General features: G+C 63.9%; 13 protein-coding genes. 3 read left to right on the top strand and 10 right to left on the bottom strand.

Annotation, left to right across the window (positions count from 1 at the left end):
* The first annotated feature begins 5 nt into the window (after nt 1–5).
* Nucleotides 6–1,157 (top strand): DcaP family trimeric outer membrane transporter, encoded by a 1,152-nt coding sequence (locus tag Q0894_RS12800; RefSeq protein WP_299235975.1) that lies wholly within the window; start codon nt 6–8, stop codon nt 1,155–1,157.
* A gap of 125 nt (nt 1,158–1,282) precedes the next feature.
* Here Q0894_RS12800 and Q0894_RS12795 read toward each other — a convergent pair whose 3' ends face one another.
* The 8 genes from Q0894_RS12795 to Q0894_RS12760 all read right to left on the bottom strand — a co-directional run bounded on the left by Q0894_RS12795 (nt 1,283) and on the right by Q0894_RS12760 (nt 9,530).
* Nucleotides 1,283–2,323, bottom strand: coding sequence for a hypothetical protein (locus Q0894_RS12795; protein WP_299235972.1), 1,041 nt, complete (start codon nt 2,321–2,323; stop codon nt 1,283–1,285).
* Nucleotides 2,324–2,428: 105 nt separating this feature from the next.
* Complete coding sequence (locus Q0894_RS12790; protein WP_366131019.1) at nt 2,429–3,529, bottom strand: porin; 1,101 nt, start codon at nt 3,527–3,529, stop codon at nt 2,429–2,431.
* 403 nt (nt 3,530–3,932) lie between these two features.
* A complete protein-coding gene (locus Q0894_RS12785; protein ID WP_299235970.1) occupies nt 3,933–5,222 on the bottom strand; it encodes a ProQ/FINO family protein in 1,290 nt (429 codons plus the stop codon).
* Between the two features lie 79 nt (nt 5,223–5,301).
* A complete protein-coding gene (locus Q0894_RS12780) occupies nt 5,302–5,865 on the bottom strand; it encodes a dihydrofolate reductase (protein WP_299235968.1) in 564 nt (187 codons plus the stop codon).
* A 14-nt stretch (nt 5,866–5,879) separates the two neighbouring features.
* Nucleotides 5,880–6,701 carry a thymidylate synthase gene (locus tag Q0894_RS12775; RefSeq protein WP_299235966.1) on the bottom strand — a complete coding sequence of 274 codons (822 nt, stop codon included), beginning with the start codon at nt 6,699–6,701 and terminating at the stop codon, nt 5,880–5,882.
* Nucleotides 6,702–6,855: 154 nt separating this feature from the next.
* Entirely contained in the window at nt 6,856–7,647 is a 792-nt protein-coding gene (gene lgt, locus Q0894_RS12770) for a prolipoprotein diacylglyceryl transferase (RefSeq protein ID WP_299235964.1), read from the bottom strand.
* A 123-nt stretch (nt 7,648–7,770) separates the two neighbouring features.
* Complete coding sequence (locus Q0894_RS12765) at nt 7,771–8,568, bottom strand: sulfite exporter TauE/SafE family protein (protein WP_299235962.1); 798 nt, start codon at nt 8,566–8,568, stop codon at nt 7,771–7,773.
* The gene (locus Q0894_RS12760) at nt 8,565–9,530 is read right to left on the bottom strand and encodes a response regulator (protein ID WP_299235960.1); all 966 of its coding nucleotides are present in this window, start codon (nt 9,528–9,530) and stop codon (nt 8,565–8,567) included. Before Q0894_RS12760 ends, Q0894_RS12765 begins: the two co-directional genes overlap by 4 nt.
* A 149-nt stretch (nt 9,531–9,679) precedes the next feature.
* On the opposite strand from Q0894_RS12760, the gene Q0894_RS12755 reads away from it, so the two are divergent.
* Entirely contained in the window at nt 9,680–10,459 is a 780-nt protein-coding gene (locus Q0894_RS12755) for an NRDE family protein (protein ID WP_299235958.1), read from the top strand.
* Nucleotides 10,460–10,612: 153 nt separating this feature from the next.
* Here Q0894_RS12755 and ptsP read toward each other — a convergent pair whose 3' ends face one another.
* Together ptsP and Q0894_RS12745 are read right to left on the bottom strand one after the other, a co-directional pair.
* On the bottom strand, nt 10,613–12,871 hold the full coding sequence (gene ptsP, locus Q0894_RS12750; RefSeq protein ID WP_299235956.1) for a phosphoenolpyruvate--protein phosphotransferase: 2,259 nt from the start codon (nt 12,869–12,871) through the stop codon (nt 10,613–10,615).
* Between the two features lie 87 nt (nt 12,872–12,958).
* A complete protein-coding gene (locus Q0894_RS12745; protein ID WP_299235954.1) occupies nt 12,959–13,450 on the bottom strand; it encodes an RNA pyrophosphohydrolase in 492 nt (163 codons plus the stop codon).
* Nucleotides 13,451–13,604: 154 nt separating this feature from the next.
* Between Q0894_RS12745 and Q0894_RS12740 the strand changes: the two genes are divergently transcribed.
* Nucleotides 13,605–14,258 carry an HAD family hydrolase gene (locus Q0894_RS12740; protein WP_299235952.1) on the top strand — a complete coding sequence of 218 codons (654 nt, stop codon included), beginning with the start codon at nt 13,605–13,607 and terminating at the stop codon, nt 14,256–14,258.
* The last annotated feature ends 284 nt before the right edge of the window (nt 14,259–14,542 follow it).

The following is a 14,542-nucleotide window of genomic DNA, read 5'->3' as shown; positions in this document are numbered from 1 at the left end:
CGCACGTGACCCAACACAATAAACTGAAGCAGGCCTCGATCTTTACCGCCTCCGCCCTGGCACTGGCCGTGGCGAGCGCCTCCCACGCCGTGGATTTCGAGATCGGTGATACCAAGGCCAGCGTCTACGGCTATGCCAAGCTGGATATCATCTATGATGTGGATGCCGATATGGGCAACCTCATCACTCATAGCAAGATCAAGCTGGATGGCGAAGAGAGCCAGGATGGCCACTTCAATATGCATGCCTACCAGAGCCGTATCGGCTTCCAGACCACGACCCCGATCTCCGGCAGCGACCTGGTCACCCGTATCGAGGGTGATTTCTACGGCAAAAACAACAACTTCCGTCTGCGTCATGCCTACGGCTCCTGGGACGGCATCCTGGCCGGCCAGACCTGGACCAACTTCTACGGCTTCGTGGCAGGCACTCCGACCATCGACTTCCGCGGCCCCCCCGGGGTTGGCAACCAGGCGCGTCAGCCGCAGCTGCGCTATACCGCCGGCAACTTCTCTGCGTCCATCGAGGACCCGGATACCCTGGGCGGGTCAGAAAAGACCGAAAACAATGTTGTCCAGACCTCAGAGGATGCCGCCAAGAGCGAGCTGCCCGATGTGATCGCCCGCTATACCGATGCCTCCGGCCCCTTAAAGTACTCGGCCTCCGCCGTACTGCGTCAGCTCGAGTATGATGCGGAAGAAGATGCTGGTGCCACTGTAAGCGATGACTCCGCCTTTGGCTGGGGTGTCGCCTTGGAGGCGGCCATGGATGTCTCCGAGGCCGTTACCCTGCGCGCCGGCGTGACCCATGGTGATGGCATCGGCGGCTATATGAACGTCAGCCCGCAGACGTCTCCGGCCTACCTGGCTGACAACGGTGATCTTGAAACACTGGAGAGCACCGGCGGCACCATTGGCGCCAGCATCAAGGCCGGCCCGGGTGCCATCAACGCCTCCTATAACGTCTCCACCGTCGATCTCGACGATGAGGAAGTGGACGGGGATGACACCTTCGAGACCGCTTATCTGAACTATATCTGGTCGCCGGCCGAGCGTATCAAATATGGCATCGAGGCCGCCTGGGCCAGCCGTGAGACCAAGGGTGGCGACGACGGTGACGCCACTCGTATCCAGGGCATGGTGATGTACAGCTTCTAACAAGCCGACCAATGACGGGTAGCGCCCCGTCATGCAGAAACAACTGATAGTACAAGCAGCACTAATCGATCCTTCAGCCCCGACCTTGGTCGGGGCTTTTTTCGTTAGCCACACAGATAGCGCTGTCAGCGACGATCCAGCTGTCGCACCTCGAGCTCGTAGTTATTGACGCCGCTCATCGCCGAGCCGAACTTCTGCCCTCTTACGCGAATGGTGTAGCGGCCTGGCTGCAGCTCGGTGCGCAGATCGATGTCACCATCGAAGCCCTCTCCGGCGTCGCTTGCCACCACGCGCCCTTGCTCGTCCACCACCTCGGCCTCGATGCGGTAGGTGCCTTCGTTACCGGGGAAGGTGGAGGTGGCGATGGCCACGGTGCCCGCTTCCAGCACCTCGAAGCTCAGCACCTCACCACGGGCGCGGATCTTGACGTCGGTGACGATCCGCTCGAAGCCCTTGTCAGGCTTCGACTCTGAGGCAACGGAAGCGCCGCTCTCAACGGTGGCTGCCTGACGACCCGCTGCTTCTGCCCTCGGCTCTACACTCGATGATTGAGCCCCAGCCCGGGCGGACTGAGACGCCTGGACAGAATCGCTGGCCGCGGGCGCGGCAATGGCGGCCACCACATCCGAACGGCGCACGAAGGCGTTACGACCGCCCTCACGGCTGGTGCCGGTAAAGGCGATCCCCTCGCCGGCGGAGATTCCCTCCTCGACGTCCACGCCCGAGACACTCACCGAGAAGCTGTTGCCGCCGCGGCGCACCGTGCCGAACTTGTTGCCCTGCACCTGCAGCACATAGTCGCCGGGCGCCAGGCGCTGCTCGAAGCTCAGGCCGCCATTCTGCCCAAGCGCCTCACTGCGGGCCAGGACATTCCCCTGCCTGTCCAGCAACCGCGCCTCGATGCGATACTCCTCGGACTCCCCAGCCGGCACCTGGCTATCGAAGCGGTAGGTGCCGGCCTCCTTGACGGTGAAGTCGTGCTCCTGCACGCCTCCGTAGAGGAAGCTGCGGCTACGGGCATCATTATCGGCCTGCAGGAAGCCGGTCAGGTCGAGCTGCTTGCCCGACTCGCGGAAACGATCCTGCATTTCGCTGGCCAGTGCCTGGGAGCCGGCCAGGGCGAGCCCCAGGCTTAGCAGGCCGGCGGTCACGATAGGCTTGTTCATGGAACCTCGCTTGGTCATGCCGGTAATAAAAAAAGCCGACCCCGGAGGATCGGCTTTCGATGTCGAAACCCATCGGGGCAGGGTCAGGCCCTGCGACCGAATGGATTAGAACAGGTAGACGGCACCAACGGCAACGCCGTCGCTTGCATCTTTCTCACGATCGTACCAGGCACCTTCGATAAAGGTATACATGGCATCGGAGACGTTATAGGTGGCACCAATTACGACTTCGTTAAAGGTCTCGCTGGTTTCAGCATCACCTTTGATGACATCGCCGACGACATTACGGAAGGTGTCACCACCCACATCGATGTACTGATAGGCGCCGTAGATGTCGCCCATGCCGTAGCCGTAACGGGCACCCAGAGCATAGAAGTTAGCGTCTTCGCTGAACTCGTTGTCCGACTCGAAACGCTCTACCTTGGCAGCAACACGCAGGGTGTCGATAGTGTACTGGGCAGTAATACCGTACTGATCGCCAGCATCGACGTCGACGCCAGAATAAGTGCCATCGTTGTTATCGAGGTTGTCGTAGGCAGCCGCGATGGAGAAGTCGCCGGCGGTGTACTTCACACCACCGAAAGCCGAGGCGTTGCTAGAACCGGAGAAGTTCTCGTCCTCAGCATCACCCTCGTACTGGGTGCCGATGGCAAACTGGAAACCACTGAGAGAAGGTGACAGGTACTGCAGCTTGTTGCCTTCACGGTTCTCAATACCAACGATGCTGACCGCATCCAGGTCACGAGTGTAGCTGGAGTCAGAGACGTCGAAGAACTCGTTATTGGTGATCGGATCCTGGATCCAGTCGTCGATCAGCGGATCCCAGGAACCCAGGCGAACATCACCAAAGTTACCCTTCAGACCCATATAGGCCTGGTCACCTTTATTTAGACCGCCAGCGGTCTTGGCTTCGTCTGCTTCACCTTCAAACTCATACTTGAAGTAGCCGGACAGGCCACGGCTGATCATATGCTCACCGGAGAAGCCAAGGGTAGAGCCATTATCGAGGATCTCATCGGCGCTATCCGCACCCACAATCTCGCCATTGTCGTTACGCTGAGCTTTCTCAACGGACGCATAAGCAATTTGCAGGTTGCCGTACAGGTCCAGCTTGGTGCCGTCCTGGTTGTAAACGGTGGCGGCCTGGGCGCCGGTGGCAACCATGGCGCCGGCAATAGCAGTCGCTAACAGTGTCTTCTTCATCATGATGATGTTCCTTTGACTAGCAGTCTGTTTCGATCGTTTGTTGCCGACCGCTCTCGGGCGATTCGGCAGGCCTGGCCGGTCTGCGCCGGCTCGTCTCGGCTAACCTTCTTCGCGAAGGGTGCCGGTGCGAGCCTCACTTCGGCAAAGCCTTAGTTATATTCCAATGCTCGCAGGAGCAACCTTATACCGGGTCATGAGGGAACGCAAGAAGAAAAAAACACTGTTTTCCTATTTTCTGCCCTCACAACACGGAACTTTACTGCAACTACGCAAACACGCGCCTCACGGCGGTTGCTGCATAATGCCTTGCCGATATGACGAACACAAGTCAACGGCTACCAACGCGACATACCGTTGGCACCTAAAGATACAAGGACAACAAAATCATAGACTTAAGAAGGCTTCAGCGGCCATTGTGCTTGGCCAAGAGGGCCGAGAGCTTCTCCTCCATGGTAGCCGGCGCGGCCGCGGCATCGGGCTGGTGAGACGCCGAATCGGGAGCATCGACACGCCCTTTTGCTGCGCCGCCCTTTACGCCGCCCCTGCTCTCAGCCTTTGGCTTGCCCTTCGTCTGAATGGCCCCCTTGGCTGTCTTGCCACGGCCCTGGTGCTGCCGATCCTGGTGGTTGCGCCCTTTCCCGCTCCGCTTATCGCCCTGCAGGTGGTCGAGCTTGCGATGAGCGTAATCGGCGGCCTGGGCATCCACCTTGCCGGCGGGGCGGCCGTCGAGATCGATGCGCTCGGCGCCCATACGCATCGCCTTGAGATAACGCGGCAGATTGACGTAGCAGGCCAGGGCGCGCCGCACCAGCTTCTCGGGCCAGGGCTCACGACTGGCCAGCACCTCGTGGATACCGACCATCAAGGGGCGGGTATGCCCCTTGAAGAAGGCGTTGGGATAGCGCGCGTACCACTCGCCGAGCAGGGCCTGGGGAGATGGCGGCTCATCAATGGGCAAGGCGTCCTGACGCTTGCCCTGTGGCTCATGGGCGGGCTCAGGGTTGACAGGCGAGGGGTGGCCGGATGACGCCTCGGTGATATCAGCACTCGCCTTGCGCCCACCCTCTGGGTCGTTATCGGCCTGGGGGGCTTCGGCGTTTTCCCCTGCGGCAGAGTCGATTGCGGCAACGGAATCGATGGCAGGGACCTGATCGCCAACAGGCCGGGATTCCTCGGCGGGGGTGGCTGGTTTCGCGGCAGCCGATGAGAGGTCTGCAACTTCTTCAGCTGCGGAAGGCGCCGTAGGGGATGGCTCGGTGGCAGGCGCCGGGCGGTGGCCGATCAGCGCGGAGAGGCCCTGGGAGCGGCGCCCGGGGCGAAAGCCGCCCTCGGTGGGCTGGCCGCTGGTCAGGCGCTCATGAAGATGGCGGTTATGGGCCTCCAGCTCGCTGTTCTGCTCGTCGAGCTCACGGCACTCCTCCTCCAGCTCACGGCACTGCTCCTCAAGCTTGCGACGGCCCTCCTCCAGCGTGCGGTGCGCCTCTTCCAGTTCACGATGCACTTCGGCGAGTTCCCGGTGGGCGGCTTGAGTCTCGGCCAGGCGGTGCTCCAGCTCGCCGAGCCGCTGGCTCAGCTCACCCTGTACGCTCTCGGCGTGGCGGCGTGCCCCGCGCTCATGGGCCAGGCGCTCCAGCAGCAATCGGGTGCGCCCCTCCAGGGCATCCAGCAGCGAGTGTACGCGTTGCTCGGCCAAACCGTTCTCCTTCCACAGACTCTGAGATACAGGCGGTGTCATCAAGTCTGTGCCAGATGCGCGCCCATGACAAATGTCGTCAGGCGCCGACGCTCTCCCGGTGCTGATCTTCGCGACGACGGTACTCGACGAAGTCGTAGGCGGGCTGCCCTTCGGCGGGGCTACCGGCCACCCGCTGGACCTCCACCCATTCGTCAGAATCGATCTCGGGGAAGCGGGCATCGCCCTCCACCTCGATATCCACTTCGGTCAGGTAGAGGCGGCTGGCGTGGTGCAACGCCTGGGCATAGATCTCGGCGCCCCCCATCACCATGATCTCCTCCACCCCATCGATGGTCGCCTGCTGGTCAGCCAGAGTCAGCGCCGAGGCGATATCGTGGCAGACGCGGATGCCGTCATGCTGAAAGCTCTCGTCACGAGTCACCACGATATTCAGCCGCCCGGGCAGCGGCCGGCCGATGGACTGGAAGGTCTTGCGACCCATCACCAGCGGCTTGGCCTGGGTCATGCGCTTGAAAAACTTGAGGTCCTCGGGCAGGTACCAGGGTAGCGCGTTGTCGACCCCGATCACCCGGTTGCGATCCATGGCGGAGATCATGGCGATGGGCACCAGGGTGTCATCCATAAACACCTCGTTGCTCATTTGCTCGTCCTGGCTCATACGGCAACCTCCGCCTTGATATGCGGGTGGGGGTCGTAGCCCTCGATGGCGATATGCTCGATGCCAAAATCGAAGAGATCATTGACGCCTGGGTCGAGCACCAGCCGGGGCGCCGGGCGCGGCGTGCGCGACAGCTGCTCCTCGGCCTGCTCCAGATGATTCAGGTAGAGGTGAGCGTCGCCCAGGGTGTGGATAAACTCGCCGGGCGCCAGCCCCGCCACCTGGGCGATCATCTGGGTCAGCAGCGCGTAGCTGGCGATATTGAAGGGCACGCCCAGGAAGATATCGGCGCTGCGCTGGTAGAGCTGGCAGGAGAGCCGCCCCTCGGCCACGTAGAACTGGAACAGGCAGTGGCAGGGGGGCAGCTGCATCTCCTCGACCTGGGCGGGGTTCCAGGCGGAGACGATCAGGCGCCGCGAGCGGGGATTGACCCGCAACTGCTCCAGCAGGCCCGCGATCTGGTCGACGTGGCCACCGCGGGGGTCCGGCCAGCTGCGCCACTGGTAGCCATAGATCGGCCCCAGGTCGCCGTTGTCGTCGGCCCACTCGTCCCAGATACGAACACCATGCTCCTTGAGGTAGCCGATATTGGTATCGCCGGCCAGAAACCAGAGCAGCTCGTGGAAGATCGAGCGAGTGTGAAGCTTCTTGGTGGTCAGCAGCGGAAAGCCTCGGGCCAGGTCGAAGCGCATCTGGTGGCCGAAGATCGAACGGGTCCCTACCCCGGTGCGATCGTCGCGCTCCACACCATGGTCGAGCACCTGGCGCATCAGGTCGAGATAGGGCTGTTCGAGAGCGGGCTGAGTATCGTCGGTCACGGTATCGTCGGGGCGGGTGGCTGGAAGGCGGATTCTACACGTCCAACGGTGGCGATGGGAGGCCAGGTATCGCGCGATAAATCGCGCTCCTACGAGATCGGTGGCTTGCAACCATTCTGTAGGAGCCCGACTCACCGGGCGATAAATCGCGCTCCTACGCTACCTTGGCATCCACCGGCTGGCGGCGCGACCAGGCGATCAGTGCCAACCCACCGGCGATCATCGGCAGCGTCAGCAGCATGCCCATGGTGAACCAGCCGAAGGCCAGGTAGCCGATATGGGCGTCCGGCAGGCGGTAGAACTCCACCAGGAAGCGGAAGGCGCCGTAGAGCGTGAGGAACAGCCCCGAGGCCAGGCCACGGCGGCGCGGCGTGGCGGTAACAAACCACAGCACGATAAACAGTACCGCGCCCTCGAGGGCCGCCTCATAGAGCGACGAGGGGTGGCGCGGCTCGGCACCCAGCCCGGGGAATGGCATGCCCCAGGGCATCTCGGTCACCCGGCCGGGCAGTTCGCGGTTGATGAAGTTGCCGATGCGCCCTGCCCCCAGGCCGATGGGCACCAGCGGTGCCACGAAGTCGGTCAGGGTGAAGAAAGCCAGGCGCTTCTTCCTGGCAAACCACCACATGGCCACCAATACACCGAGCAGGCCGCCATGGAAGCTCATGCCGCCATCCCACACTCGCACGATCCACAAGGGGTCGGCGAGCCACTGGCCGAGGCCGTAGAAGAGTGCATAGCCCAGTCGGCCACCCAGCACCACGCCCAGGGCAGCGTAGAAGATCAGGTCACCGATATCGTCCGGGCTCAGGCCGATTCGCGCGGCGCGGCGGCGTCCAAGGAACCAGGCGGCGACGAAGCCGACCACATACATCAGGCCATACCAGTGCACCTGGAAGGGGCCAAGGGAGATCGCCACGGGATTGATATCAGGGTAGGAAAGCATGGAAATCCTTAAACACTGGGAGACGTAAGCCGTAAGCCAAGATTACTGCCACCTAAACTCTCGGCAAGGTTTTTTCGTATAGCGTAAAGCGTATGGCTTACCGCTTTCGGCGAAGCCGAATCGCTATAAAACGAAGGTCAGGCCGACCGAGGCCAGCAGGGCGGCGAAGGCCAGGCGCAGTACTCGGGCAGGCAGACGGTGGGCCAGCCGCACACCGAGGCGTGCGCAGGGTACGCTGGCGAGCGCGATGCCCAGCAGGGCCGGCCACATCACGAAGCCGGTGGCACCCGCGGGAAGCAGGGCATTGCCCCAGCCGAGCACCGAAAAGGTAGCCGCGCCAAACAGGGCAATCGGGATGCCACAGGCGGCCGAAGTGCCCACTGCCTGGGTCAACGGTGCACCACAGCGCGTCAGCCAGGGCACGCAGAGGGTGCCACCGCCGATGCCGAACAGCGCGGAGATACCACCGATCACCCCACCGGCGGCGGCCATGGTCGCCCGACCCGGTGCCACACTGCCGGGGCGGGGGCCGCGCGAGAGCGCCATGCGCGCCGCCATCACCAGCACGAACACCCCGAACAGGGTGCCCAGGCTGCCCGCGGAGAGGCCGTCGGCGACGAATACGCCGGCAATGGCTCCCAGCAGCAGCCCGGGCAGCAGGGCCAGAAACCACTGCTGGTGGATGCTGCCGCGATGGTAGTGTCCCCAGGCCGAGGAGGCGCCGGTCACCACGATGGTAGCAAGCGATGTGCCCACCGCCAGGTGCATGGTGACCTCAGGTGACACTCCTTGAACGCCAAACGCCACGACCAGGGCCGGCACGATGATCAGCCCTCCCCCGACCCCGAACAGCCCGGCCAGAGTCCCGGCGACGGCGCCCAGCGCCAGATAGCCGACGAAGACCAGCAATAATGTGCTCATGCCTCTGGCTCCGCGAGGTGCTCCGGCAGCCAGCGAGTGACCCGCTCGACCAGTTCCTGGGGGCGATAGGGCTTGGCCAGAACGTCATCCAGTCCCGCCTCGATGAAGCGCCGGCGATCATCGTCGCGAACGTTGGCGGTCAACGCGACCAGCACACTGCCATTTGCCACGTGTCCGGCTCGCTCCTGCTCGCGCCAGCGGCGGCTCGTCTCCATGCCGTCCATGTCCTCCATAAAAATATCCATCAGCACCAGGTCGAAGTGTTCCTGCGCCTGAAGCGCGAGGGCCTCGCTCCCCGAGGTGACCGCGGTGACCCTGAGCCCCTCTCGCTCCAGTACCTGCTGAGCCAGCATCAGGTTGACCGGGCCATCATCGACGATCAATACCCGCCCCTGGCGAGCGGTCGGCCGCGTCGAGGACGAACCGCCCTCCTCCCCGGCCACCCCTTCGAGCAACTCATTCATTCCGGCAAGACGCTCGCGCAACTCATCGACCATGGAGGCCTCGGCATCAGGGTTTGATGAGTGCTCGCTGGCGAGTTCGTCGAGCCGCAGGCGCAGACGCCGCAGCTCGCGCCCCATCAGGCTCAGATAGTCGGATTTCAGCCGCGATGACTCGCGAGTCCGCTCGCGCCACGCCATCAGCCGGGAAAGCCTCTGCTTGCGGTGGGCGAGATCATCCTGGAGATCACGCACCTGGCGGCGAAGCCGAGCCTCCGTCGCCGTGGGCTCGGCAACGGTCTCCGGCTTTACGGCGTGTGCATCTGGCCGCTTGGCTAACAGTTCGTCTGGGGTTTTCAGCTGATCCCGAGCCCAACGACACGGCTGCAGCACCACCAGTAGCAGATTGAGGCTCGACCCCAGTAGCAGGGCCATCAGCCAGGCCGAGGCCCCACCACCGGCATACAGCAGCAGGACGATACCGACGACCAGCAGGGCCAGCTGGAGCAGTAGTGCCGCCATGATAAGGGGTGAAGGGCGCCAAGCGCCGCGTGGCTCGTCTCGCATGCGTCCTGTTTGCCGTTATCGGGGTGGGGGCTGAGTGTACGCCGGCCAGTTGCCGCTGTCATCGCGGGGTTCCCCGCCCGGTGCCGAGCCGCTAAGCTGGCCGCATGTGCCTGATTGCCTTCGACCATCGCCCGGGCGACGCCTGGCCACTACGCCTGGTCGCCAACCGCGATGAGTTCCACGCCCGCCCCGCCGCCCCACTGGCAGCCTGGGACGACGCCCCCGATATTGTCGGCGGACGCGACCTGGAAGCCGGCGGCACCTGGCTGGCGGTTAACCGCCGAGGGCGCTTCGCCGCGGTCACCAATGTGCGCGACCCTCGCCTGAGAGTGCCCGACGGAGCGCCGAGTCGCGGCGGCCTGGTCCATGACGCCTTGACCCAGCCCGAGCTCGGCGACTGGCTGGCACACCTGGAGCATGGCGAGGCGCTGCGCTATGCCGGCTTCAATCTGCTGGCCGGCGATGGCGAACGGCTGTGGCACCTGCACCGCGGCCTCGAAAGGGCCTGGCTGCGCGAGGTCCCGCCCGGCCTTCACGGCCTCTCCAATGCCGCCCTTAACACCCCCTGGCCGAAGCTGATCGAGGCCCGCCGGGGGCTCGGCCACGCCCTTCGGCATGGACGTTGGCCCGATGATGCTCTGGTGGCAATGGCCGACTCGCGCCCCGCCGATGACCACGCCCTGCCGGATACCGGTGTGGGGCTCGAACTGGAACGCACCCTCTCTTCCCCCTTTATCATCGGCGAGGAGTACGGCACCCGAGCCATGACCTGGCTCAACTGGCACACCAGCGGGCGCATGGAGATCGGGGAGAGGCGCTTCGGGCCAGGGGGCGTGGCGGATGGGGAAACCTTTTTGATCGCCGAAATGTCGGACCACCGATAAATCGCGCGCCTACGAGAATGGTGCCATATCCCGTCGTAGGAGCCGGGTTTATCCGGCGAGAACTTCAGCCACGGCTATCGCGCGATAAATCGCGCTCCTACAAGGGTGGCTAATCCGCGATAAATCGCGCGCCTACGACCCACGGCTCCGCGGTTAGTCCCGGGGCGGCATCAGGTGGGAGAGCTCCCATTCGCCAATGCGTTGATTGAGATGACGGCGCACCTCGTCGGGGCTATCGAGGCGCAGGGTCTGGTCGACAAGCTCCTGGGCATCCTTCAGCGGTACCCGACGGATGGCGGCGCGTACCCTCGGCAGGCTGGGGGCGTTCATGGAGAGTGCGCCGAAGCCCATGCCCATCAGCAGGATCGCGCCGGCAGGATCACCAGCCAGTTCACCGCACACCGAGACCGGCATCTCGAGCCGACGAGACTCGCTGGCCAGCAGAGACATGGCGGAGAGCACCGCGGGATGGCAGGCGTCATAGAGGTCGGCGACCCGTGGGTTGTTGCGATCCACCGCCAGCAGGTACTGGGTCAGGTCGTTGCTGCCGACCGAGAAGAAATCGGCCCGCGCGGCCAGGGCATCGAGCTGGTAGAGCGTAGCCGGCACCTCGATCATCACCCCCACCCTGGGCTGTGGCACCACCACGCCCTCCTCGCTCAATTCGACGATGGCGCGTTTGATCAGACGCTGGGCGGTGTCGACCTCGTCGACATTGGTGATCATGGGCAGCAGTATCTGCAGGTTGTCGAGCCCCTGGGAGGCGCGCAACATGGCGCGCAGCTGGACCATCAGCACCTCGGGGTGATCGAGCGTGACGCGGATTCCCCGCCAGCCGAGGAAGGGGTTGGCCTCCTCGATGGGAAAGTAGGGCAGGTCCTTGTCGCCACCGATATCCAAGGTGCGCATGACCACCGGCAGGGGGGCAAAGCTCTCGAGCTGGTCGCGATAGAGGCGTGTCTGCTCCAGCTCGCCAGGGAAGCGCTCGGTGACCATGAAGGGCACCTCGGTGCGATAAAGCCCCACCCCGCTGATACGCGGTTTGAGCGAGGCCACCGCGTCCACCGCCAGGCCGGTGTTGACCATCAACGGCATGGTGTGGCCATCCGGGGTACAGCTGGGCAGGTGCTGCTCGTGCTCGAGCACCTCGGCCAGCGCCGCCTCTTCGCTAATCATGCCCTCGTAGTGGGTCAGCAGGTCGGCACCGGGGCGCATGTAGAGCCGCCCACGGTGACCATCGAGGATCAGCTGCTCACCGGAGAGTCGCGGCAGCGGCAGATCGACCATGCCCAGCACGGTGGGAATGCCCATGGCACGCGCCAGGATCGCTACATGCGAGGTGCTTGAACCACGCACCGAGACCAGGCCGGCCAGCTTGTCGCGCGGCACCTCGCCGAGCAGCGCCACGCTCAACTCATCCCCCACCAGGATGGTGCGCTCGGGATAGACATTGGGGGTCTGGGGGCTCTCCTCCTGCAGGTGGGCCAGCACCCGCCGCCCCAGATCGCGCACATCCGCCGCACGCTCGCGCAGGTAGTCGTCATCGACCCGCTCCAGGTACTGCACGTGCCGCTTGACCACATCGGCCAGGGCACCCGGGGCCCACTGGCCCTCGCGAATGCGCTTCTCCACCTCCTGGGAGAGCGCGGCCTCGCTGAGCATCTGCTGGTAGACCTCGAACAGCGCCAGTTCCTGGGCCGAGATGCGACTGGCCAGGCGAGCCCCGGCGGAGCGAATCTCCTCGCGCACGCCACCGATCGCCTCCTTGAGGCGGTTGATCTCGTACTCGACGTCGGTCGGGATCAGGTCGGGTACGCTGTCGAGGTCGGCGGGCGCCGCGATCACCACCGCCTCGCCGATCGCCATGCCCGGCGAGGCGGCCACGCCCTTGAACTGCACCTGCCCCTGCAGGCCAGGCCGGGTCAGGTTGCCAGTGACCAGGGCATGGGCCAGCACGCCGCCCAGCTGGGCGGCCATGGTCACCAGAAACGCCTCATCCTCCTCGCCGTAACGACGTTTCTCGGCCTGCTGCACCACCAGCACGCCTAGCATGCGGCGCTGGTGGATGATGGGCACGCCGAGGAAACTGGAATAGCGTTCCTCGCCGGTAGATTCGAAGTAGCGAAATTGCGGATGCGCCTGGGCATCCTCGAGGTTGAGGGGCTCCTCCCGCATGGCCACCAGCCCCACCAGGCCCTCGCCGACGGGCAGGCTCACCTGCCCCACCGCCTGGCTGCGCAGCCCGATGGTCTCCATCAGCACCAGGCGATCTATCTCTTCATCGAAGAGATAGAAGGAACAGACATCGGTCTTCATCGCCTTGCGTATGCGCCGCACCATGGTAGAGAGCGCCGCCTCCAGGCTGCGGGCCCCGTTGACTTCCTGGATGATGCGGCGCAAGACCTCGAGCATGTCGAGTGGGTACCCCTGTTGTTGGTTAGCGCTGTCGTATGGCGCTGTTATCGTGTGTTGCGATCGGGGCTCAGCCCTCCAGATGGTCTAACCATGGCCCAGCGCCAGGCGCTGGGCCCGCGGCGAAAGCTCCTTCAGGGCACGGCGGTATACCTCTCGCTTGAAGGGCACCACCTGGGCCAGCGGGTGCCAGTAGCTGACCCAGCGCCAGCCGTCGAACTCCGGCTTCTCGGAGAGATCCATGCAGATCTGGCTCTCCTGACAGCGGATCCGGAGCAGGAACCACTTCTGTTTCTGGCCGATACACACCGGCCTGGAATGCGTGCGAATCATGCGTCGCGGCAGGCGATAACGTAGCCAACCCCGGGTGCAGGCAAGAATCTCGACGTCTTCAGCCGTCAGGCCGATCTCCTCATGGAGCTCTCGAAATAGCGCCTGTTTGGGTGTCTCGTCAGACTTGATGCCTCCCTGGGGGAACTGCCACGCATTCTGCCCTACACGACGCGCCCAAAGCAGCTGCCCCTGGTCGTTGGCTATGATGATGCCAACGTTGGGGCGAAAGCCGTCAGCGTCGATCACGGACTTCACCTTGTTGAAACCAGTATTGCAGCCATTCTTCCACAAGGCCGTGAAGCGCATCAATACGCCTTCCGCCGCAAGATGCAGCGAAACACGGCATCTGCCATAATCGCCGGCTTTCCACCCATCCCGTCAGCAACCCTGGAGAGTCTCTGTGAGTCTGGCCATCTTCGACCTGGACAACACTCTGCTGTCGATCGACAGCGATCATGCCTGGGGCGAGTTCCTGCTCGAGCAGGGCGCCGTCGACCCAGTGGCCTACCGCGAGGCCAACGACCGCTTCATGGCCGATTACGAGGCCGGCACCCTGGATATCCAGGCATTTCTCGAGGTGGCGCTCAGGCCCCTGGCCGAGAACAGCCCGGAGCAGCTCGCCGCCTGGCATCAGCAGTTCATGGCCAGCAAGATCGAGCCAAACATCCTGCCCAAGGGGGAGGAGCTGCTGGCCCGCCACCGCTCCAAGGGCGACACCCTGCTAATCATCACCGCCACCAACCGCTTTATCACCGGCCCCATCGCCGAGCGCCTGGGGGTCGATGACCTGATCGCGGTGGACCCCGAGATCCTCGACGGGCACTACACCGGCAAGGTGAGGGGCACGCCCAGCTATCGCGAGGGCAAAGTAAAGCGTCTGGATGAGTGGCTGAGCGACAAGGACCTGACCCTCGACGAGGCCTGGTTCTACAGCGACTCTCACAATGACCTGCCGCTGCTGGAGATCGTCGAGTACCCGGTGGCCGTCGACCCCGACGACACCCTGCGTGAAGCCGCCGAGGCCCGTGGCTGGCGGATCATCAGCCTGCGCTGATCCGGCTGCGCCGGGAGCAGACGTAGGAGCCCGATTTATCGGGCGATCAATATAGCTGCTGCAATCGCGCGATAAATCGCGCTCCTACATGGGTAGAGGCGGCACCGATATGGTAGGAGCCGGATTTATCCGGCGATTGAAACCATCACGCGAGAAATCGCCTCTACGCGAAGCGTCAGAAAACGACAAAGCCCCGCCAGGCTAATAGCCTGGCGGGGCTTCTCGCGCGATAAGTCGCGCTCCTACGGCTTACAGCGTAAGGCGTATGGCTGGGGTTCAGCCCA

The organism is uncultured Halomonas sp. (assembly GCF_947501415.1).
Lineage (GTDB): Bacteria > Pseudomonadota > Gammaproteobacteria > Pseudomonadales > Halomonadaceae > Halomonas.
Note: the sequence above shows the minus strand (reverse complement) of the source record. Positions and strands in the feature narration are given on the sequence as shown.